Below are 22,749 nucleotides of genomic sequence, written 5' to 3'. Positions count from 1 at the left end.
ATTTGTCGGTTGCGAAAGATACCGCTCAACTGGGCCCGCTCGACAAATATCAACTTTTTTGCTCGCGAAAAAGTCTATATTTCAAATCGTTAATTCGAGAGTTATGAATGAAAAACCTGACAATTCGCCCCAGGGCAACTGCCATTGCGGCCAATCTCCGACTCCCAAACCCCCAGTCGCTCTTCAAGATGTTTCCTTGTTATAAGCCATCTGAAATGTAGTAGACTCTGCCTGACAGACTAATTGCCCCGCACTATTTAAAATTGATTTCAGATGCCGTACCAGTATCTGTACCACATACTCGCTTTTCTGGTTTCTGCGATCATCGTCCTCTGGAGTACGCCAATAGTCAAAAAAATTGGTCTCAAAAGCGGGCGAGTCGATCGGCCAGGCGAGCGAAAAGTCCACAAGCGCCCTATGGTGCGCTTGGGAGGAGTTTCCATCTTTCTCGGCACTATCACTGCCCTCTTATTTGTCTGGCTCTCAGGAGGCTTCATTGATGCTAACGGACAAGTTCTCAATCCCAAAGACGAATACGAAATTTGGGGAGTCACCCTCGGCGGCATCGGATTCTTCCTCATCGGTTTAGCAGACGACCTATTTTCGCTCTCGGCCTTAAAACGCTTGCTCATGCAAATTGGCGTATCCAGCATCGTTTGGATGGCAGGCGTACAGATTGAGTTTCTGACAGTTCCCTCCTTGGGACTGACTAATATTGGCTGGCTGAGCTTGCCAATTACCGTGATTTGGCTCGTCGGCATGGCGAATGCCATCAACTGGATTGACGGTTTGGACGGTTTAGCGGCCGGAGTTTCAGGGATTGCAGCAGTTGTAATGCTGATTGTCAGTCTGGCGATGCACCAACCGGCGGCGGCCCTGATTGCAGCGGCTTTAGCTGGCGGGGCCTTGGGATTTCTGCGCTACAACTTCAATCCGGCTCAAATCTTTATGGGAGATGGCGGGGCTTATTTTATCGGGTTTACTCTTGCTGGAGTGGGAGTAATTGGGTTAGTTAAAACTACGGCTGTTACTTCTGTGTTGCTGCCATATTTAATTTTAGCTGTACCGATTTTAGATATGTCGGCGGTGATTCTCGATCGACTTCGCAACGGCAAGTCACCGTTTATTGCTGACAAGCGCCACCTCCACCACCGACTTCTACAAGCCGGACTATCCCATCGATTTGCGGTTTTATTTATTTACTCACTGACACTGTGGGTGGGAAGTTTAGCCCTAGCTTTTTCGCTTCCCAGCGGCGTAATTTACGCTATGGGTGCAACAAGTTTGCTGGGATATGCTAGCTGGAAAGTTTGGAGACACGCTAGGTGAAGGAAGAAGGAAGAAGGAAGAAAAATAATTTCTAATGCCCAATGCCCAATTCCCAATGCCCAATGCCCAATTCCCAATGCCCAATGCCCAATTCCCAATGCCCAATGCCCAATTCCCAATGCCCAATTCCCCAATCTAAAATCCAAAATCTAAAATCTAAAATTGAATGGTTGCTGAAATTATTTGTGTTGGCACTGAATTGCTGTTAGGCGATATTCTTAATAGCAATGCCCAGTTCTTAGCCAAAGAATTAGCGAGTCTGGGAATCCCTCACTACTATCAAACAGTGGTGGGGGACAATCCAGAACGTATCAAACAAGTGTTAGAAATCGCCGTCAGTCGATCGCAGCTTTTGCTCTTCACCGGAGGCCTGGGCCCCACACCAGACGACCTGACCGTCGAAACGATAGCCGATTTTTTTGGGGTTCCCTTAATAGAAAAACCGGAAATTATCGCAGATATCGAATACAAATTTGCCCAGCGGGGACGCACCATGAGTCCCAGCAACCGCAAACAAGCTTTAATTCCAGAAAGTGCGGATATTCTGCCGAACCGCAGCGGTTCTGCACCGGGCATTATTTGGCAACCGGTTTCTAACGTGACAGTGATGACATTTCCCGGCGTACCGGCGGAAATGCACTTGATGTGGCAAGAAACCGCCGTTCCTTACCTGAAAAATGGCGGCTGGTGCAGCGCAACTATTTACAGCCGCACATTAAAATTTTGGGGGATTGCTGAGTCGGCATTGGCCGAAAAAGTAGATAGTTTTCTGAATTTAACTAATCCTACTGTGGCTCCCTACGCCAATCACGGCGAAGTCAAACTGCGGATTTCGGCCCGCGCGGAGTCGTCTGTGGCTGCGAAAAACTTGATTGAGCCGATCGAACAACAATTGCGACAAATTGCTGGCTTAGACTGTTACGGTGCTGATAGCGATACCCTCGCTTCGACTGTGGGTCAATTGTTGCTCGATGCGGGGCAAACTCTTAGCGTGGCTGAATCCTGCACGGGAGGTGGATTGGGGGCGATGCTGACTGGTGTTCCCGGCAGTTCTTCCTACTTTTTAGGCGGGATTATTTCTTACGACAATCGGGTTAAGGAAGGATTATTAGCTGTTAATCCGCAAGATTTAGCCGAGTTTGGGGCAGTCAGCCACCAAGTGGCAAAACAAATGGCTGCGGGAGTTCGCGCCAGCCTCAATACAAATTGGGGATTGAGCATTACAGGCATCGCCGGGCCCGGAGGCGGCACAGACGCTAAACCTGTCGGACTGGTTTATGTCGGTTTAGCGGGGCCCCACGGCGACGCAGAAAGTTTTGAATACCGCTTTGGCGATGCCAGAGGCCGCGATTGGATTCGGAATCTGAGTAGCTGTACGGCGCTCGATCGGCTCCGGCGTAAATTATTGCTGCCAAAAGCGTAGAAAAAATCCTACGATTGGTCAATTGTCAACAGTCAACCCTAAGCTTAAGCTTTATTTAACACTCTATACTCTGATATAATTCGGCAATTTTCCTTTTGCCTCTTGATTATCTGTAAAGATTCGTTATGATAATAAGATAGGACTGATTGGCCAATATACTGAATCTCTCCATTGCTCAAAATAACCAGCAAGCGAGAAAGCAAGTTTGACCTTTGGTTTCAAAGTCGTGCTTGCTTATTTTCAGATATTTAGCCATCGGTTTAGCAATCTAGACTATAAAAAAAGGAGCTATCCGTTCAATGGAAGACATTGAAAAGGTGCTGGAAGAAATTAAAGAATGGGTTCGCAAGCTGATAGAAGGACTGCTGAGTCCCGATCCTGAACCGGAACTTGAACCGATTCGTATTCCTGTCAACCAACCAAGGAATCGCAGGTAGTCGGGAGTGAATTAGAAGTTTGAGGTTTAAGGTTTGACGTTTGAGGTGGCAGGCTGGTTCTAAATCCCATGTCAAAACTCTCATAATTTTTGTTGCGCTGGAAATTTTAAAATTGTTAAATATCCTGGTACTTCACGGCCCTAATCTGAATCTATTGGGTCAGCGAGAACCTGGAGTTTATGGTTCTGCGACTTTAAATGATATCAACAAGTTGCTAGAACGAGAAGCGCAAGCCCTCCAGGTGCAAGTCTCAATTCAGCAGTCGAATCATGAAGGGGTATTGGTGGATGCAATTCACTCGATGTTAGGGCAGCACCAAGGCTTATTGATTAATGCTGGAGCTTATACTCATACGAGTGTGGCAATTAGAGACGCGATCGCCGCGGTGAATATCCCTGCGGTAGAAGTTCATCTGAGCAATATTTATCGGCGGGAAGCTTTTCGGCATCACTCGTTTATCGCAGCGGTGACGATCGGGCAAATCAGCGGTTTTGGCTCAGAAAGTTATCGGCTGGGGCTGCAAGCTCTAGTTAGTTACCTGATTAAAAATTAGAAATTTACCGATTGTAGCGATCGGATAAGGGCAGGTTTTAGATGGAAAACCAGCCCTTATATGTTTGGGTTTAATTCAAATTAATCACAAAAGTTACGCAAAGAAGGAAAACACGAAGAATTCTAAATTACCAATTACCAATTACCAATTACTAACAACTTGAGTTAAATTCAAATGCGGCATTCCCTGTTGAGCAAGTTTCAAGGAACCATCCTAGGGGCAGTTTTAGGAGACTCTATAGGCCTGCAATACCAGAGGCAACTCGTGGGTATTCCCCCCCAAACAGAAGACTTGCAGCCGATTTTACAACTGACGAAACACCAACAATTGACCGTAAGTGGCGCAACATTGGCGTTGAATTCTGTCAACAGTAAAATCCCAACTCGCAGAGACTCATCCGCATCCGGGAGACTTGCGGTAGCGTGTGTTCAAAGTTTAATTCAGTGTAGGGGTTTAGATTTAAAAGATTGGCGCGATACTTGGGAAGCATTTGCCAAGTCGGAAATCTACCATCCCCGCAACAGTGAGTTTCAAACCCTGCTTAACCCTGGTGAAGCTGCTGTTGCTGCGCTGCCATCCGCGATGTTTTTTCACGAAAATAAAGCCAAGCTGCGAGAAAAAATCATGCTGGCGATAGAGGTTTGGCACAACGAAAACCAGCCAGAATGGGAAACAGCAATTTTAGCAGTAGCATATACGATCGCCCGATCTCTCAAAGAAAGACTTGACCCCGCGACAGCGATCGAGCAAACACTTGCCTATTTGAAAACAGATAATGCCTTAACAGAGCTGCTGCTGCAAGTGCAAATACTACTAGAAAAAGGAGCCGATTTAGAAACAGCCGCCACTCATCTGTGCAAAAGCGCCACAGCTTTGCGAGAAAGACAGGGCGAAGGTGAAAAAAAATTACAAACCGAGTCAATTGTCAACCCTGGAAATTTCATTCCCATTGCCTTAGCTTTCTACTGCTTTTTGAACACCCCAGAAGACTTTCGCTTGTCAGTGGTGCGCGCTGCCCGCTGTGGCATAGCTGGACAAATAACCTGCGCTTTGACAGGAGCTTTGTCTGGAGCCTATAACGGCGTTGGTGCGATTCCTGTAGAATGGCGACAGGTATCTTCGGCTGAAGTTAATTCGCTGCAGCTAGCCGAGGGCCGAGAACCCTCGCTCTGGGGAACTGGAAGCGATGCAAAAATTGTAGAGTTAGCAAATAACCTGTTTGCTGTTTGGACCGGAGTTTACAAGCCCGATGCCGGACTCGATTCCGCAGCGCTAGCCCGCTCGGTGGCTGCACCTTATGTCATTAGACCTCGTAAAATATAAAGTTTGGAGCTTTTAACGGTAAGGGGAAACCAGAAATTAGCAATTAGCCATTAACAAGTCAAAAGCGAAAGTTGAAGGAGAGCCACAATTAAAGATTAAAAAGTGAAAAATTAAATGTGAAAAATTAAATGGGACGCGCTTGCCCCAACAAGCCAGGTTTAAACGAGAATATGGGGTTGGAAAACGAACAATCTACGGAGAAACAAGGTTTTTAGCCCTCGCGCGCGAGTTCCATTCAATATGGACAAGGGAAGCAAATAAGCTGCTTGCGTTGTTGGCCACCGTTAGGAAAGTCAACTGATGGCGATAGTCAGGCAAAGTAGTCTGGGGGGTTGAATATTCAGCCAGGGTAGTTCGGATAAAATCAATCAAGATGCATAGTCAGAAATTCTGACAAAGCTGCTGGATAACAGTGATATATCTTCGACACAAATGAATACGCTCTCCTCATTGATGCGGCAGATTGAGCAGCTAGGGGCTGCGCGCTCACTGCGCCAACACATTGCTAAAGTGCAAAATGGCGACAGCAAAGCAGATACCGAGCGCGCTAGCGGGCCTCTCCTGAGCCGTTTGTCGCGCCAGAAATGGCTTCTTCCCGAGACTTTTACTACTAAATTTACAAGTAAAACCTCCAAATCAAGCCTCAAAAATCAAGCTCGTTCCCCTATGTTGGCGCTGGTAGCGGTAGTTTCCCTAAGCAGCACTCTGGGCCACCGCTTCTACAACCAGCCGAAACTGGATGTGGGCACGAAAGCTCCTCAGACGATTAAGGCTCCTGCTACTGCTAGCGTCCCCGATTACAAAACTACTGAAGAACAGCGGAAAGCAGCGCGGACCGGGGCTGTAGCGATATTAATGCTGGATTCGGCGGTCGATCGACAAATTTATCAAGAATTGCAACAATTTTTGCAGCAGGGAAGCGAGCTACGGGAGGCCGTAGGCCCGTTTCCGTTTGCGAGTACCTCGGCGCTCTCACTTGCGGTTCAGGTTTACTTGCGGGGCTGTCCCGAGTGGGAGTGGCGCTCTATTTTGGCGCAAGCGGGTGACAAAAGGGCAACTTCCGAGCGATTGAGTTTGGATTCCCCGGCAATTGCTGGGGCAACAGATAACAAGTCTCAGCAAGATGCTATAGCTCAACTGCAAGCTTACAGCCGATCGGTCCGGGCAGCAGAATTTCAAAGCCTGACAGACAGTATTTCCTCTGCTCGCCAGCGCTATCTCAATGCTGTGGAGGCGCTGGGAAAACCGTCGGTTTTGGGGCTGCCCCAGATTTACGATACTTCGCTGTTTGATTTGTCCGAAGCAGCTTGGCAGAAAACCCAAATTGGTATGAGTCGGGCGGCAAAAAGAATAGTGGCTCAAGGTATCCCGCAGGGGTTGCCCAAAGAGATTTTACAAGAAGCCGTGAAGCTGCAAGTGGCTGATGAAGTGCCGTTAGAGTCCCAAGCTTTGGCGGTGGAGGGTTTAACAGCGATTTTGCAGCCAAATCTGGTGAGAGATCGCGAGGAAACCAAACAGCTAGCTGAATTAGCGGCGCAAAAGGTGAAACCCGTGATGATCGCAGTAGATCAGGGCGAGATAATTGTTGCCCAAGGACAAGAGATCTCGCAGCAAGATTTCGTGTTGCTGGACTATTTTGGTTTAAGTCGGCGGGGGGTGAATTGGCTGGGGCTGACGGGTTTTGTTTGTTTAGTCGCGGGGGCAATCGCGATCGTACTGCTGGTGGAAAGGCACTACCGCTTGCGCCGCAGAGATCATTTGCTATTGCTGCTGCTGACTTTGAGCGCGCCGGTGCTAGTGAGTTTGGGGCTGCCTTGGACGAGTTTGCCGGCGATCGGGATTTTAGCAGGCGGCTTCTACGGTTCGGCCGTGGGAGTGACTGTGGTGGGGCTGCTGTCGGCGCTGCTACCCGTTGGCTTAAATGTGGACTTGATTCATTTGGTGGCTAGCGGGGCGGGGGGATTGCTGGGCGCTTTTATGGCCGGGCGGCTGCGATCGCGCGAGGAATTGGCTCTTTTGGGCTTGGCTCTTGGGTTGACTCAGGGCACGGTTTATCTGGTGGGGACTTTGATTGCCAGCGCCGCTGTCGGTGCGATTTGGTACGTTGTGCTCGGTACTGTGGGCGCGCAAAGTTTGGCCGGTTTGGCTTGGAGCGTTGTGGCGATCGGCATCAGCCCTTATTTGGAACACGTTTTTGACTTGATTACGCCGATCCGGCTGGCGGAACTTGCCAATCCCAACCGCCCGCTGTTGAAGAGGCTGGCTGCCGAGGCTCCGGGGACTTTTCAGCACACGCTGTTTGTGGCGAGTTTGGCGGAGGCTGCGGCCCGGGAACTCGGCTGCAATGTTGAGCTGGTCAGAACTGGGACATTATACCACGATATTGGAAAAATGCACGACCCGCTCGGGTTTTGTGAAAATCAAATGGGCGGGGCAAACAAACATGATGAAATTAATGACCCTTGGGCGAGCGCGGAGATTATTAAAAAGCACGTTACCGAGGGCTTGGTGATGGCGCGAAAGCATCGATTGCCGAAGGCAATTCAGGCGTTTATTCCCGAGCACCAAGGTACAATGTTAATTGCTTACTTCTACCACCAAGCGCAGCAAATTGCTGCAAAAGAAATAGAAGATTTAAAGATGGTTTTGTCAGATGCGGATAATTCAAAGTTAACAATCGCAAGTCGCCAAGTGAGGGAGGAGGATTTTCGCTACGATGGGCCGATTCCGCAATCGCGGGAAACCGGGATTTTGATGCTGGCGGATTCTTGCGAGGCTGCTTTGCGATCGCTCAAGGATGCTACTCATGAAGAGGCTTTGAGTATGGTTAATAAGATTTTGAGGGCTCGCTGGCAGGATAATCAGTTGATTGATTCGGATTTAACGCGGGAGGATATGTCTCTAATTGCGGAGATTTTTGTGCGAGTTTGGGAACAGTTCAATCACAAGCGGATTGCTTACCCTAGTGCAGTTTTCACTCCCAGGTAGGCGGAAATTTTTAGTTATAAAAAATCAGTTCGCATTTCACTTGTGAATGAGATTTCATTGCGCTTTTCCCGCAAAGTGCCATGCACTTCAGGATTGTCGCTGACAATTAACACAGGTCGTTTGATTCCTCAAAATTCCGAAGAGTCGATATCTCTTTCGCCAGCTAGGTGCGATCGCAATTTTTGCCAGTCTGGGGCATCGATCGCATTTGCAAAAGCGATGATAGTATCTACAACCGTAGCGCGGTCAACAATCCAGCCGATTTCTGGTCATTCCTACATCACCAATAAATTTGGTGAGTTGTGAGTTCAAAAGATTTTAATTTTTAACCGCAGATGAACGCGGATAAATGCCGATTGTTTATCTTGATTCTATCCCTTGACTCCAGCAGCAGTTTCTGTTGGCACAATGTATTTTTGCAAGACCAAAAAGAGTCCTAAAACTGGAACAATAGAAATAATCGAACCCGCCGCAACTAAACGCCAATCTAAAGAAAATGTCCCGGCTAAATTGGCTACCCCTAAAGGTAAAGTGTAATATTCCGGTCTGTCTAAAACTAGCAGTGGCCACAGAAAGTCGCTCCAAGAACCGATAAATACAAAAATTCCTAAAGTAACTAAAGCAGGCTTAATTGCCGGAATCATGACGTGCCACCAAATGCCTAATTCGCTGCAGCCGTCGATGCGGGCGGCTTCTTCTAGTTCTTTGGGAACTGCTAGAAATGCTTGTCGTAATAAAAATATGCCGAAGGCTGAGGCTAGTCCGGGAAAGATTACGCCTAAATAACTATTTTTTAGTCCGAGTTGTACTGTCAATATATATAGGGGAATCATGACTATTTGGAAAGGAATCATGATTGTGGAAATGATTGTGATTAAAATGGCTTCGCGGCCACGAAATTTGAGTCTGGCTAAGGGGTAAGCGGCGAGGGCACAAAAGAGGACGTTGATGCTAACTGTGAGGCCGGCAATTAGGGTGCTGTTGAACAGGTAGCGGCCGAAGGGGTTGGTTTGCCAAACTTTGATGAAGTTTTCGAGGGTTGGCTGTTGTGGCCACAGTTGCGGGGGAAATTGAAAGATGTTTTCGTTGGGGGATTTGAGGGAGGTACTGAGCAGCCACAGCAAGGGAAACAGCATTAAAAGTGCGATCGCGCTCATGAGGCTGTACGTCCACAGGGTTCTCCACCGCGAGGGAGTGTGGTTTGGGGAATTTGATTTTTTAGTTTTGAGATTGTTCATTGTTGGGATATGATGATAAGTCCTTGCTTCGTGAGAAGCCTTGTTGTCCATAAGGGGATTATTGCCATGAAACCGTTTATTTACGAAACTATGTACATTCTGCGCCCTGATTTGGGTGAAGAAATGACAGACCAGGCGATCGCTAAATATCAAACTATTTTGCGCGATCAAGGTGCTGAAAACATAGAAACTCAGCACCGCGGCAAGCGCCGTTTGGCTTACGAAATCGGCAAGCACCGGGACGGAGTATACGTTCAAATGAACTATACAGCTCCGGGCGCTGCAATTTTTACCCTAGAGCGTGCGATGCGTCTGAGCGAAGAAGTGATTCGCTATTTGACAATCAAGCAAGATGTGCCAGATGCACCTGAAGCGGAAGCGGAAGCGGAAGTCGCCGAGTAGCCGTCGTGTCAACTTAACGTCTTATGTAGTACCAGTCTACTGTCTGACGATTAGGGCCGCTTATTCCCCGGCACGCATTTCTTAAGGGCTACCCTGTACACACAACTTGAAAAACTAACGTCAGAGCTTTTCGCTCCCCCTGGCATCCTCCTGAAAAAGTGGCTTGGGGGAGCTCTGTAGTTGTGGGTATAACATAGTTTCTTAAAGGCGGGACTTGATGTTAATTAAAATTATAGGTGAATGGGCGATTGTTTTTCTAGGGGAGGACGATCGCTCTTTTTTGTGGGGAGGCTGCTGGGACTTAATCTATTTTTATCAACAAAGAAAGCTCGCTTTTTGAGGATGGCGAGGGCGATTCACTTAGCCCAAATCTATTATCTAGTTGACTACAAAAAACTTGACTATGCCTGAGCATAGCTGCTTAATCATTGTAAATCTAATTGTGATTAGCTACTTATTAAATTTACTGTTAGCTAAGGCAAATTTGACTTTCTTGAGAGGCAAAATTCTGTATCTATAACTCTGAACCAAACTATAAAGTTATTTTGGCCACTAGCAATTACGTAGTCGCTAAAATGTGGCTCTTAGAAGACGAATATGGTCAAATTTTGCCAAGTGCTGCTTGGGGTTGGGCCTGAATCCACGAGCCAAAGCCCGATCGCACTCCCTGCAACCTCGATCGAGCTTCTCGCCCCATAGCCCAAATTGTAAAGTTTTGTGACAATTTGCATTTGGTAGCTTTAGATACAGAATTGTCTGTTATAGTGATAAAAGAGAAGAAAAAACCAGCTCAACATTAATCTAAAGAATACGGAGAAACCACATATGTCTACCGAAAATCAAGCTCGCTCTCTGATGATGCGCCACCACCAACTGGTGAAGAACCGGCAGCAATCCATGCTCAACCGCACCGCCACCGAAGTCGGGATGGAAGATACGCACTACTGGGGTCACATTCAAGGCAAACCGCAGCCCAGCTTTCAAGCCAGTTACGATCGCAGCAACGCCACTATGAGCTAGGGCAAACTCAATTTCGACAATTGTCTACGAAGTTATTACCTATAATTTGGAGAAATCAGTTATGTCAACTCAAGAACAAGCCCGCAACCTGATGATGCGCCATCAACACGTCGTCAAAAACCGTCAGGAATCCATGCTGAGCCGTGTGGCTGCTGAAGTTGGTTTAGATGCTGGTTCTCCAGCTAGTATCGATCGCAAATAACCCCTTTTTTCAACGGCGAGATAGTTGAATCGAGTTTGTTGTTTGCCAGCTAAAAATTAATAATGTCAATTACAAAACCGTCGCGACTTCTTCTGGAGTTCTAACTCTAGATTGGAAGCCGCGATTAGTTTTATGGGGAATTGGGAATGGGGAATGGGAAATTGGGTTCAAAAGAATGGGGAATCTAAAATCTAAAATCTAAAATCCTTCGACTGAGCGCTCACGCCGAAATCTAAAATCTAAAATCTAAAATCTAAAATGGTATAATCCCCTTTCAGCAGATTGAAGGCTACTAGGGAGGTCATCATGTCGGACTGGAAAGAAATTGACGGCGGAGTTACAGCACCCAGAGGGTATCGAGCATCGGGAATTACAGCGGGCTTGAAGGCTTCAGGCTTGCCCGATTTAAGTTTAATTTTGTCAGAGGTAGACGCGATCGCCGCCGGAGTCTTCACAACCTCCACTGTCCGGGCCGCTTGTGTGGACTACTGCCGCCAGCGTTTGCAAGCTAAACCCAGCGCGAAAGCAATTTTGTGCAATGCGGGACAAGCTAATGCTGCTACTGGCGAACAAGGTTTGGCAGATGCCCTCGAAAGTGCCAAATTGTTGGGAGAAGCGCTGAATATTCCTCCAGAATCTATTCTTTTGGCCTCCACTGGTGTCATCGGACAGCGGATTAAAATGGAGCCGCTGAGGGCGGGCATTCCGCGATTAGTTGCTGAGGCATCGGAAACTGGTTCCGATGCGGCAGCTAAGGCTATTTGTACGACTGATTTAGTGCCGAAAACGATCGCCCTGGAAACCATGTTTGGCGATCGGCCCGTCCGCATCGGCGGCATTTGCAAAGGTTCGGGAATGATTCACCCGAATATGGCAACAATGCTGGCATTTGTAACTTGCGATGCAGCAGTGTCATCGCATTTGTGGCAAGAAATGCTGAGTCGGGCGGCTAACAGAAGTTTCAATCAAATTACTGTTGACGGCGATACCAGTACCAACGATTCGCTAATTGCTTTGGCAAACGGTCAATCCCGCACACCGGCAATTACGGAAATGGGGGCAGATGCTGAAAAATTAGAGGCGATGCTGACAGAAGTTTGCGTGCATTTAGCAAAGGCGATCGCCCGTGACGGCGAAGGTGCAACTTGTTTGGTAGAAGTGCAAGTTAGTGGCGCGCTGGATGAAGTTTCTGCGAGTAAAATTGCCAAAACAATTGTCGGTTCTTCTTTGGTGAAAGCTGCTATTTTCGGACGCGATCCGAATTGGGGCAGAATTGCGGCGGCGGCTGGGCGCGCTGGTGTACCTTTCGATCAAGAGAATTTGCGGATTCAATTGGGGGATTTTTTGATGATGGAAAACGGACAACCTAAAGAGTTCGATCGCGCTGCTGCAAGTAATTATATGAAAGCGGCTGCGGAGGGAGAATATTTGAAGGCTGATACGGTTTTAATTCAGATTAGTGTCGGGAATGGCAGCGGTTTTGCTAAAGCTTGGGGATGCGATTTGAGTTACGACTACGTGAAGATTAATGCGGAGTATACGACTTAAAAAAGTTCACGACGTTACAAGTCCGGGTGGTTAGAAACCGCGCCTACACAAACAAAACCAGACGAGAGCGGGTTAAAGGCAAATTTCACACAATTTAAACTAAACTTCCCCCCGTGGGGGGAAATTTAAAAATCTGAAACCTTTACTCACCAAGTTAATCTCAGCTTTTTTGCTCCTCCTTTTAAAATCGCTGAAGCCATTACACAGATAAGCTTTTTATGATTTTAACTAAACAGCGCTAAAAATCTTATTCAGACTAAGTTTCAAGACTTTTTAAGGTTATTATTAATAAGTTTAAAAAAGTCTTGAAAACACGCCCTAACCAAAACTATCGGAGACAAACACATAGCCACCACCATACCCGACAGCATTATCCACTAATATTAAGCCGTCGTTGGTCTGCAGATCGCCACTCTGAGCAAGTCCATAATTCACTACCCGCAACAACCGTTGCGGCGTAAACGATTCCAATTCCACAAAATTGCCTGCATCCAGCCATGCTAGTTCTTCGGCTGTTAAACCTTGCCTCACTGTGTCGGGTAATTGACGGGCGGTTTGTGCGACTGTTTGAGATTGCTGCACAAACATATCGCGGGTTGCTAAGATTTGACGGGGAGAAATGCCTAAATCAAAAATTGTCACCGCTTGATTCGCAAACCAGTTTGGATTAGTTCGCAGTTGATGTACCAAGCCAACTCCAGCAGGGCTCGCATTGTGCAGTGCATAGACTTTTAAATCGGTATTACGCCGCAGCATTTCAATCACGGTACTGAAGATGCTTTGGGGATAGCCACTAATACTAAGAATCGCGCAGTTGTTTTCAAAATGGACGTTGTTGGCAATGAGGAATTGAGCTATTTCGTCACTGTCACAGATAATTGCGCGATCGAAGCTGTAGGCGCTAATTTCGCGATCGATGGTGGCGGGCAAAGCCTCTTGACGAGGTGCAGGGAGCAGTTTTTCTAATGTGCCATTCACTGTTTGCCAGCGTTGCAGCCATTTATCGCTTTGCGCTTGATTAACGATAAATATTTCACCAGTTATCTGTGGACTATTTTTTTGTGAAATGCCCAGCCAGTAGGAAAATAGTCCTAGTGCAGAGGCTGCGATGTATCCTGGGACATAGTTCAGTATCAAGCTTGCTGAAATCCCTGTTACTAACATCATTATTCCTAAAGTTTGTAAATTTGTGGCATTAATTCTTCTGTTGCGAGCACTTTGCTCGGTAGATTTGCTTTTGGCAAAAAATCCCCCAATCCAAATAATATTTAAAACTGCCCAGACTATCAAAAATCCCACAGTATCAGAAAAAATAGAGCTCATGAATAAACCGCCAACGATTAGAATTATCAAGCTCTGGATCAAATATTCTAAAGTCCACTTCCAGAGGTTAGATGACGTGCGATTTTTTAGCCGTTTATCCATCAAATACAAAAACTGTTTGGGCGTAAAAAATAACATATTTTGGCTGGAGATATCTGCGATCGCATTCTTGAAAAATGGATCGGTGAAGGCGATTTTTTGATCGGTGATAGTAGTGGGATCAAAGACAAAGGGATGGTTGCAATTCTTACAGCGCCCTGAGTTGGTAGTACGATCTCGCAAATTGTTGTCGGTATTACACTGGACGCATTTCATTCCCATTTCGGTTACTCCTGATTGATTTAATGGATTTATATCGTTGGCGGTTGTTTTGGAATGATTTAACCGCAGAGGCCGCAGAGGACGCAGAGGAAGAGAAGAGAGATAATAAGTAGAAGGAAGAAGGAAGAAGGAAGAAGGAAGAAGGAAGAAACTATGCCCAATGCCCAATGCCCTGTTTGGCCAATGCCCGATTAAAAGATTTGCCCGTTTAACAAGATAGAATAGTCTTCTCGCTGTCGAATTAATCGATCGCCCTTAGCATCAATCAACACCTCAGCAGGGCGGGGGCGGTGCAGAAAATGTGATGACATCGCATAGCCGTAAGCCCCGCTATCCAAAATGGCGATCGCATCTCCAATTTTGAGTTTGGGTAGCCAACAGTTGCGCCCCAAATAATCCCGCGAATAAGTTGTGTTGCCGCAAATATCCGTTTCATGTCGCGATACATCGCCGGTTTCCCAAGTTGCGATCGCCCGATAGCCCCCGTGCACCGCAGGCACCGATAGATTTGATACAGTCGTATCCACGCCGACAATTTGCCGATTGCCCAACCACTTCACCGACACAACTTTCGCAAGCAAAACGCCACAACCTGCGATCGCCGATCGTCCCGGTTCAATCACCAACTCGATCGGGCGAGATAGCGCACTCAATCGTTCAGTAATCGCCGCACCAAACTCCCGCCAGTCAAACACTGCACCGCCTCGATAGGGATAGCCAAAACCACCGCCAAAATCAAGGGTTCGCCAATCTGGCAACTGTTGGGCGATCGCAATTAGCCGATCGATCGCCTGCGTAAAAGCACTCGTGGCGTTAGTTCCAGTCCCCCGATAAAAATGCAGTCCAGTGATGCTAAACCCTTGCTGCTGCGCGATTTCGTTCGCTTTCTCAAATTCGGCGGGACGCACTCCAATCCGACTGTCTCCCGTCAATTCCGGTGAGTTGAGGCGCAGTCCAATTTCGGCACGGATCGATCGCGGTTGACTGCCGGAATATTCGCAAAAATCCTGGAGTTGCGACAGACTATCGAAGTTAAATCGATCGATCTTCCATTCAATCAATTGCTGAATATCCGCCCTGTTGAGGTTACTGCCCGTGTAGACAATGCGATCGCCCGTAAAACCCGCTTTCAGCCCCAAAAAAACATCCCCCGGTGTATTCGCGTGTAGCCCCCAACCAGCTTGCTGAATCAATTGCAACAGAGCAATATTGCCGTTGGTGACGCTAGCAAAATGAAACTGAACGCGGGGATAGTCGATCGATCGCGTAATATGCTCAAGAGTCTGACTGAGGATCTCGGCCTGATACACATATAAGGGCGAACCATAAGTTGACAAAAGTCGCTTGGCTAATGCTTCCGAGAACGGCCGCGAATGTGTTTTGGTTTCATTCTGTAGCAAAGATTCAGTCATATAGAAGAAGTTCGGCAACGGATTTTGTAACGGATGTAACGGATGTTCGGCAACGGATTATTTAATGGATTTAACGGATGTTCGGAACAGGGAAGATTGTAAAATCAACAGTCAACAGTCAACAGTCAACAGTCAACAGTCAACAGTCAACCTCCTTCGATATTTCCAAATGCGTTGGCCGATCGCCGGTGGCAACCAAAACACATGATCCAGCGATCGCTTAACCGGAATTTCGCCTAAAACCTCGGTTCGCCATGCCTGCCACATCAGCAGCAGCCAGAGATTATTGCCAATATAGCGATCGCGCATTGCAACTCCGAGTTGTCCCGATAGCATGGAGTCGGCCAAATAAGGTTGCCAGCAATTTTGCGATCGCAACAGATTCGGATTCAGCCGATCGCCGATCGCAGCCCAAAATTCGCGGTAATACCAAACCTTCAACGGCACTCCCATCCCGCGCTTTTCCCGCCAGATAATTTCCGGTGGCAGCCAGTGTTCGGAGGCTTTTTTGAGGATGTATTTTTCGCACGCACCTTGCAGTAGCAGCTCGCCAGAGAGTTGAAACGTCCATGCTGTGAGGTCGGGGTCGCAGAAGGGCGATCGCACCCACAAACCCCAAGCAAACGCCAATCCCGTGGCCCTCGGCTGAATATTTTGGGCACCTTTGAGCATCAGCGAAGCGCGCCGCAGCCTCGCTAGCAGGGAGGGACAGGTTTCGGGATCGATCGCGTCTTGCAGGTAAACGCTCAAATCGTGAGACTGGATGCGATCGAGCATTTCTGGCGAAAAAATCTGTTTTTCATAACCATAAAATCGCTGAAACGTCCGCAAATACTGCTTTTCAAAGGTTTCTTTTCCGGCAGGATGTTCTGCACTGTAAACTCCGTTGGCAATCAAAGGCTTGTTTGTCCATCCGGCAAATAGCTGATCGCCATTCTCGCCATTGAATACAACTCGCACGTCTTGTGCCGCCGCCTGTTTGAGCAAAAACAGCGGGGCTGTTGTGCCATCTCCATAGGGTAAATCGAGGGCTTTGGCGGTTGGCCCGATCGCGCGCAACACTGCATCGCCCGTCGCCGCCACTCGGATCAGCGGAATCTGGAAAAAGTCCGCCACCTGTTGCGCGTAGGGCAGTTCGGAATAGGCTTCGACACCAAAATCGAGGGCATAGGCGCGCACCTGCAAGCCTGCTTTCACTAGCAGCGCCGTCACCAGGGAAGAATCGATGCCGCCGGAGAGTAAAACGCCCACGGGTTCGTCGATCGGCAAATCGGCCACTTGTCGATCGATCGCCTGTTGCAACAGCCCTTGCAATTGTGCGATCGCCTCATCCTCACTCCGCAGTAGTTGGGGTGCTTCTTGCCAAGCCGATGGCAGCGATTCCCTACGGGATAGCTTTGCCGCGCGTACTTTCGGCAGATCGTTAACATCGGCGATTTCCCAAATCATCTCGCTTCCGGCTGCTACGGATGCAATTTGCTCGATCGGCGTTAACGGCGTGGGCACGTAGGAAAAACAAGCATAACTGTGTAGGGCGATCGGGCTAATTTGAGGGGAAGCAATCAGCGGTAGCAGCAATTGCATTTGCGTCGCAAACCAAATCGTTTCTCCCAACTGCATCCAGTAAAGCGGCACTCGCCCAAAAGGATCGCGCCCCAGCCGTAGCTGTTTCGCTTCTATCGCCGCCCAAGCATCTCCCGGTAAATCGGTTGGCTGACATCGCCCGCAAGCATTCAGCGTCACTGTGTCAGCCGTGAGTACAGATGCAGAGGCGATCGCCCAGTCTGATAATTTGCCCTGTCGAATGCAGTAATCTGGGACTAAACGGCTGAGCGTTTTTGTGCAATCGTCCAGTCCCCAATAGCCGATAAAATGTGAAGGTTTGTCGATCGCACCCATCTATTTCACCGTGAAAGGTTCACTGCTAATCACGCGCCCATCCAGGGACATCCGAACTTCCCATTTGCCTGGGGCTGCAGCAGATCCGAGATCGTAAAAGCAGTGCGTATTCCAAACCGCAGTATCGATCGTGCGAGTTTGATACCTGCCCTGATGAACAATGTCACCGCTGGGGTTAATCCAATCGCATTGCAGAGACAACTGAATGCCGATCGGAGCATTTTTCAACGTCACCTGGTAGTAGATGCGGGGATTGATTTGACGGTTGACTTGAATAAGGTTGTCACCGCCCTTTTGAGATAGGGCAATTCGATCTTCTCCTGCGACAATTTGAGCAGTTTGCTGCTGCTGATTTTGCCCGAACAGTACGCCTATACCGATCGCAGAAATAACAACAACTGTCGAGGCGATCGCGATCCAACGGTTGCGTCGCTGCTGTTTTTCTAGGGCTTCGCGGCGGCGCATTTGGGCGATCGCATCTTCTAAAAGCTCATCAGGAAGATTCAACTCTCGTAAAATTTCTCTTACCTGATCTGAGGCCAATTCTAACTCGCGCTGCTGCGATAACTTGTCGATCTCAGCGATCACCTGTGCTAATTGAGTTTGAGTAAGTCGAGGTTCCATAAAGTTCTTTCCAGTTAAAAGTTAGATATATAAATCACCCCTCTCTTCTCTTCCTCTGCGCCCTCTGCGCTCTCTGTGGTTAAATTATCCATATTATTCAATAAGTAGCTCTCAAAGTCAATTCATAAAAATCATAACCTTGACCTCATAAAAATCATATTTATAGGACTTAGCATGGGTGTCCAGAAACCGGGGCTTTTTACAAAGACACTTCTTTGCAACCCGCATATTAGGTAAAAAAGCAAGTTTCTTTGTCCGAGTGAATAAATCCTGACTTATATAAAATCCAGACTGGCAAATTCCTCAACTTTTTGAGACTCGATTAAAAAAGACCATTTGGCTAAATCTAGTTTTTCCTGTTGGCGATTCAACCAAATTGCATTTAATCCCGCCTTTTTGGCTCCACAATAATCTGCTTTGAAGCTGTCGCCAATATGCAAAACATCCTCCGCAATGCAGTTGTGCTTTTGCAAAGCAGCGGTAAAAATTTGAGAGTCGGGTTTTGCTGCACCAACTTCGGTAGAAATTGTCACTGATGTGAAATATTCGGCTAAATTTAGTGCTTTTAATACTGCATAAATTCTGGAATCGAAATTCGATACTACTGCTAATTCAATTCCTTGTTGCTGCCACTTATTTAATGCTGGCAATACGTCGGGATAGACGAACCAAGGTTCGGCGGTGGCAAAATGAGCGTAGAGTTCGACAAAGAATTTGGGAAAGTCTGAAAATTGATTGAAAACGCCTGCTCTTTGAAAAGCTTTCGCGGCAACTGTTTGCCACCATTCAAATTCTAGTTGGGGAATTTTTGATAATTCTCTTCCGGGAAATGCCATCGGATTTGAGTCGGCAAAACTTTGGAAAAATGCTGCATTTAACTCTTCACTCTTAACTGTTACTCCAAACCTGTGGGCTATTTGTCCGTATACCTCGCCGACGCTACCGCGAACATCAAATAGTGTACCGGCGGCATCGAGAAAAATAATTTTGGTCATTTGAGAAGAAAAAGGGAAGAGGAAAGAGGACTTATCGCACATCCGGTTGCATCGGAATGATTTAACCACAGAGGACACAGAGAACACAGAGGAAGAGAAGAGAAGAGAAAAGAGATTTGAGTAATTCCTTCTTTATTCTTCCTTTTTCCTTATTCCTTCTAATGAGTTGTTTGTGGATTCACTAAACCAGAATGATTGGCAATGTTGCCCGCCGGTTCAAATCTGCCTCCTAAATATTTGGCTAGGAATTCTTCGGCGATCGCATAAAAGTGCAGGCGATTTTCGGGGCGCGCAAATCCGTGTCCTTCGTCTGTATAAAGCACGTATTCTACAGGTTTGCCGGCTTGCTTCATGGCATTGACAATTTGCTCGCTTTCTGATTCTTTCACTCGCGGGTCGTTGGCACCTTGGGCGATTAGTAAAGGTTTTTGGATGCGATCGACAAAAGATAAAGGCGAGATCGATTTCAAAAACTCTGGTTCTGTTTCCAAATTGCCCACGCGGTGATACAGACTTGCTTTTCTCGGTTCCCAGTAAGGGGGAATAGTTTGCAGCAGCGTAATCAAATTGCTTGGCCCGACAATATCGACGGCGCAGGCAAAAACATCAGGACTAAAAGTCAATCCCGCTAAGGCGGCATAACCACCGTAAGAACCGCCCATAATCGCAATTTTATCCTGTAGGGCAATTCCTGTTTCTACCAGCCAATTTACCCCATCTAGCAAGTCGTCGTGCATTTTAGCCGCCCATTCGCGATTGCCGGCATTGAGAAACGCTTTGCCGTAGCCGGTGGAACCGCGAAAATTGATTTGCAAAACGGCGTAACCTCGGTTTGCCAGCCATTGGGCTTGTGGATTGTAACCCCAGGTATCGCGTGCCCAGGGGCCACCGTGTACTAGCAAGACTGTCGGTACGGGTGTGGCGACACCAACCGGTTTTGTCAGGTAGCCGTGAATGGTTAAACCATCTCTTGCGGTGTAAGAAATGGGTTCCATTGATGATAGTGGTAGCCCTTCGAGTTTGGGTTGATTGCTGAACAGAAAGGTGAAAGTTTTGGAAGTGCGATCGTACACATAGTAGTAAACTGGGCCGTCGTCTGTCCTGTAAGCGATTAGCCAAGTGGTATCGGCGAGGTTCCGGCTGGTAATGGAGAATTCGCCGGGGCGAAATTTGCCGAGTTCCTCAAAATCCTCTGCTATGCTTGGGTCTAAAATCTGCCACTCTTGCTTGTTCTTGTAGAAGGAAACGGCCTGAATCTCTCGCTTCGTGGGGTGTACGACAATATCGCCGACATCGTATTCTGGATCGGAGGCGATATCAGTTTCTTGTTTGGTTTCCAAGTCGAGTGCGATCGAACGTTTGGCGTTAGCATCGTGATTGCCGATGATGTAAAGAATTTTGCCGTTTTCTGAGAACATGACCGCGCCGCCTTCGTCGTCGGGGCCCCAGCGTCGCAAGCTTTCCCAAGACTTATCGGCAGTTTCTCGAAATAGCAATTCTGTACTGCCGTCGGCATTTGTGGCTGTCGCCGCCCGCACTTGAAATTGGGCGTCAGCAATCCAAGTCCAACCCATGATGTTACCAGGGTTGTCGGTGTCGAGTTCAACTGCACCGTTTTGGAGGTTGATGCGGTAAACATCGTGTTTGCGGCGATCGCTGATGTTCATTTCCACTAAAATTTCATTAGGGAAGTTGCGGTCAACGGCGAGGGGCTGAGCTCGAACACCTTGAAATGGTGTCAAGTCGCGAACCAGGTTTGACTGGATATTGACTGAGAATAAATGCCATTTTTCATCACCATCAATATCTTGTTGATAAATGATATCTTCGCCGCTGTAAGTCCAGTAAAAGATGCGAATGCCTCGTTTTTTATCGGCAGTCAGTTGGCGATCGTCTGCTTGACCGACGGTACGCAATTGCACTTGCAAAACGTTGTTTTCATCGGGTGCAATGTAGGCGAGATACTTGCCGTCGGGGGAAATTTGGGGGCGGGTTCTTTCAGGATTTCCGAACAGAATCTCCCGCTCTATCAACGGTGGAATTTCAGTTTTTGGCTGTTGAAATGTGGAATTTTGCATTTTTTATCGTGCCTAATATTCTCTGAATCTACACTCCGACAGAAAAAACCAGGTTTTTACCAAATATGCGCGTAGTAGTGAAGTATTTTCGTGAAAAACCCGGTTTCGGAACCGCCCTCATAAGTCCTACAATCAATAATAAACGGTCAACTGTCAACAGTTAACAGTCTACAATCAACTAACTTTTAAGCAAATCCTGAATCGGTTTACTAATCCAATTGAAACCAACTTTTAGTTGATGGTCAAATGTTGGCATCCGATAGAGATAAGCTAAACGACGGGCAATGTGGGCTAGTTGTCCGTCGAGTTTAATTCCTAAACCGGCGAGGGTGGCGTTGTCATTTCCTAATGTCATCATTTCTCCTAGCGGCTGATAGCGGAAAGGAAGTAATGGGCGGCCGGTGAGGGAGGCCCAAATGTTCCATGCGGTGTAGTCAGCTTGCTGGAATGCTGTTTGGGCTGTTCCGGGTACTTTTTGATTAGTTGCATCGTGGCATTCAGCTAAGTCTCCCAAGGCAAATATATCTGGATGGTCGATAATTTGCATTTGCGAATTGACTATTAATTGACCGCGGCGGTTTTGTTTAAGGGGTAGCGATCGCACTGCTTGACTAACTTGGGTTCCTACTGTCCACAGCACTATGTCTACGGGGAGAACATCTAATTGTCCTTTGTAAAGTAAGGATATTGTGTCCGCTTCGATCGCCTCTACTGCTGTTTCTAAGTCGATCCACACTTGCCGTTTTTCTAAAGCTTGGCTGGCGGCTTCGCGGTTAAACTCCGGTGATGTCCGCAGAATCATGTCGCTTTGCTCGACTAACCGCACGCGACCTTTGTCTCCGAGTCGATCGGCTAATTTACAAGCTAATTCTACTCCTGAATAACCGGCGCCGACGATCGCAACCCGAATTTTGTCAGTGTTGCTGGCTTCTAAAAACCGCAGTCTTTCTTCTAAGCGGTAGGCGTCGTCGAGAGTACGAAACGAGTAAGCGTATTCAACGGCCCCTTTGACCATATCTAGGGGGGTTTCGCCGCCTAATGCTAAAACAAGGCGATCGCACGGAATTTCTGGCCCGTCGTGCAACTGCACTCGCTTTTCCTCCACATCAATGCCGGAGACAGTACCTTGACAAAATCGCACACCTGTGTTTTCCAATAGTTCGGCAAATGGTGGAGCAATTTCCCAGGTTTGGAGTTCGCCGGTCACGAGTTCGTAGAGCAGGGGAACGAACAAAAATCGATCGCGGCGGTCAACTAGGACAATTTCTGGTTTTTCGGTTTTGGAGAAGGGTAACTGACTCAAGCGCAGGGCTGTGTAGAGTCCGCCGAAGCCTCCGCCGAGAATGCAAATCCGGGGTTGTTGTTGAGTCATGGTGTTTTGTTTGAGGGGCTCACGGTAGCAAGGAAACTTATCTTATTCTAACGAGAGTGAGGAAGTGGGTAAGGGAGAGTGGGGGAGTGGGAGACTGGGAGACTGGGAGACTGGGAGACTGGGAGACTGGGAGACTGGGAGACTGGGAAAATCTTCCCTCTTTCCTTTGAACATCAACATCCATCTGTTAAGTAGCTAGACAAAATTAATTACATAGTTTTCTCCAAATTCTTTCAGGATTTTTTCCACAGAGGTAACAAAA

The 22,749-nt window shown here is 47.5% G+C and carries 20 protein-coding genes; 11 read left to right on the top strand and 9 right to left on the bottom strand.

Translation table 11 applies throughout. From position 1 onward, the window contains the following. The first annotated feature begins 273 nt into the window (after positions 1-273). The 7 genes from QUA24_RS18495 to QUA24_RS18465 all read left to right on the top strand — a co-directional run bounded on the left by QUA24_RS18495 (position 274) and on the right by QUA24_RS18465 (position 8,359). Entirely contained in the window at positions 274-1,329 is a 1,056-nt protein-coding gene (locus QUA24_RS18495) for a glycosyltransferase family 4 protein (RefSeq protein ID WP_006631914.1), read from the top strand. Between the two features lie 166 nt (positions 1,330-1,495). Then, a complete protein-coding gene (locus QUA24_RS18490; RefSeq protein WP_333231127.1) occupies positions 1,496-2,752 on the top strand; it encodes a competence/damage-inducible protein A in 1,257 nt (418 codons plus the stop codon). Positions 2,753-3,051: 299 nt separating this feature from the next. Then, positions 3,052-3,189, top strand: coding sequence for a hypothetical protein (locus QUA24_RS18485; protein ID WP_333081027.1), 138 nt, complete (start codon positions 3,052-3,054; stop codon positions 3,187-3,189). Positions 3,190-3,301: 112 nt separating this feature from the next. Next, positions 3,302-3,742: a type II 3-dehydroquinate dehydratase gene (gene aroQ / locus QUA24_RS18480; RefSeq protein ID WP_333231125.1), complete on the top strand. Its 441-nt coding sequence runs from the start codon at positions 3,302-3,304 to the stop codon at positions 3,740-3,742. Positions 3,743-3,916: 174 nt separating this feature from the next. Next, positions 3,917-5,065: an ADP-ribosylglycohydrolase family protein gene (locus QUA24_RS18475; protein ID WP_333231123.1), complete on the top strand. Its 1,149-nt coding sequence runs from the start codon at positions 3,917-3,919 to the stop codon at positions 5,063-5,065. 432 nt (positions 5,066-5,497) lie between these two features. Further along, complete coding sequence (locus QUA24_RS18470) at positions 5,498-8,053, top strand: HDIG domain-containing metalloprotein (protein ID WP_333231121.1); 2,556 nt, start codon at positions 5,498-5,500, stop codon at positions 8,051-8,053. 42 nt (positions 8,054-8,095) lie between these two features. Next, entirely contained in the window at positions 8,096-8,359 is a 264-nt protein-coding gene (locus QUA24_RS18465) for a hypothetical protein (protein WP_333231119.1), read from the top strand. A gap of 65 nt (positions 8,360-8,424) precedes the next feature. Here the strand turns inward: QUA24_RS18465 and QUA24_RS18460 are convergent, their stop codons facing one another. Continuing rightward, complete coding sequence (locus QUA24_RS18460) at positions 8,425-9,342, bottom strand: carbohydrate ABC transporter permease (RefSeq protein ID WP_445242626.1); 918 nt, start codon at positions 9,340-9,342, stop codon at positions 8,425-8,427. 15 nt (positions 9,343-9,357) lie between these two features. Here QUA24_RS18460 and rpsF point away from each other — a divergent pair, with 15 nt between their 5' ends. Continuing rightward, the gene (gene rpsF, locus QUA24_RS18455; protein WP_015176119.1) at positions 9,358-9,693 is read left to right on the top strand and encodes a 30S ribosomal protein S6; all 336 of its coding nucleotides are present in this window, start codon (positions 9,358-9,360) and stop codon (positions 9,691-9,693) included. A gap of 601 nt (positions 9,694-10,294) precedes the next feature. On the opposite strand, the gene QUA24_RS18450 is transcribed toward rpsF, so the two are convergent. Then, the gene (locus QUA24_RS18450; protein WP_333231117.1) at positions 10,295-10,417 is read right to left on the bottom strand and encodes a hypothetical protein; all 123 of its coding nucleotides are present in this window, start codon (positions 10,415-10,417) and stop codon (positions 10,295-10,297) included. A 101-nt stretch (positions 10,418-10,518) separates the two neighbouring features. On the opposite strand from QUA24_RS18450, the gene QUA24_RS18445 reads away from it, so the two are divergent. The 3 genes from QUA24_RS18445 (at position 10,519) to argJ (ending at position 12,463) form a co-directional block, all read left to right on the top strand. Further along, on the top strand, positions 10,519-10,713 hold the full coding sequence (locus QUA24_RS18445) for a hypothetical protein (protein ID WP_006631905.1): 195 nt from the start codon (positions 10,519-10,521) through the stop codon (positions 10,711-10,713). 61 nt (positions 10,714-10,774) lie between these two features. Next, positions 10,775-10,915: a hypothetical protein gene (locus tag QUA24_RS18440; protein ID WP_015176121.1), complete on the top strand. Its 141-nt coding sequence runs from the start codon at positions 10,775-10,777 to the stop codon at positions 10,913-10,915. Positions 10,916-11,221: 306 nt separating this feature from the next. Continuing rightward, the gene (argJ, locus tag QUA24_RS18435; RefSeq protein WP_333231115.1) at positions 11,222-12,463 is read left to right on the top strand and encodes a bifunctional ornithine acetyltransferase/N-acetylglutamate synthase; all 1,242 of its coding nucleotides are present in this window, start codon (positions 11,222-11,224) and stop codon (positions 12,461-12,463) included. A 318-nt stretch (positions 12,464-12,781) separates the two neighbouring features. On the opposite strand, the gene QUA24_RS18430 is transcribed toward argJ, so the two are convergent. From QUA24_RS18430 to QUA24_RS18400, 7 genes are all read right to left on the bottom strand, one after another. Next, positions 12,782-14,101 (bottom strand): hypothetical protein, encoded by a 1,320-nt coding sequence (locus QUA24_RS18430; protein WP_333231113.1) that lies wholly within the window; start codon positions 14,099-14,101, stop codon positions 12,782-12,784. 197 nt (positions 14,102-14,298) lie between these two features. Then, positions 14,299-15,519 (bottom strand): decarboxylase, encoded by a 1,221-nt coding sequence (locus QUA24_RS18425; protein ID WP_333231111.1) that lies wholly within the window; start codon positions 15,517-15,519, stop codon positions 14,299-14,301. 132 nt (positions 15,520-15,651) lie between these two features. After that, positions 15,652-17,418, bottom strand: coding sequence for an asparagine synthetase B family protein (locus QUA24_RS18420; RefSeq protein ID WP_333231110.1), 1,767 nt, complete (start codon positions 17,416-17,418; stop codon positions 15,652-15,654). Further along, positions 17,419-18,042 carry a DUF3859 domain-containing protein gene (locus QUA24_RS18415; RefSeq protein ID WP_333231108.1) on the bottom strand — a complete coding sequence of 208 codons (624 nt, stop codon included), beginning with the start codon at positions 18,040-18,042 and terminating at the stop codon, positions 17,419-17,421. Positions 18,043-18,317: 275 nt separating this feature from the next. After that, a complete protein-coding gene (locus QUA24_RS18410) occupies positions 18,318-19,037 on the bottom strand; it encodes an HAD-IA family hydrolase (protein ID WP_333231106.1) in 720 nt (239 codons plus the stop codon). 158 nt (positions 19,038-19,195) lie between these two features. Continuing rightward, the gene (locus tag QUA24_RS18405) at positions 19,196-21,115 is read right to left on the bottom strand and encodes a S9 family peptidase (RefSeq protein ID WP_333231105.1); all 1,920 of its coding nucleotides are present in this window, start codon (positions 21,113-21,115) and stop codon (positions 19,196-19,198) included. Positions 21,116-21,293: 178 nt separating this feature from the next. Continuing rightward, a complete protein-coding gene (locus QUA24_RS18400) occupies positions 21,294-22,487 on the bottom strand; it encodes an NAD(P)/FAD-dependent oxidoreductase (RefSeq protein WP_333231103.1) in 1,194 nt (397 codons plus the stop codon). Positions 22,488-22,749: the final 262 nt, after the last annotated feature.

Source organism: Microcoleus sp. Pol12B5 (assembly GCF_036701335.1).
Taxonomy (GTDB): domain Bacteria; phylum Cyanobacteriota; class Cyanobacteriia; order Cyanobacteriales; family Microcoleaceae; genus Microcoleus.
This window is presented reverse-complemented; position numbering and strand designations above follow the sequence as displayed.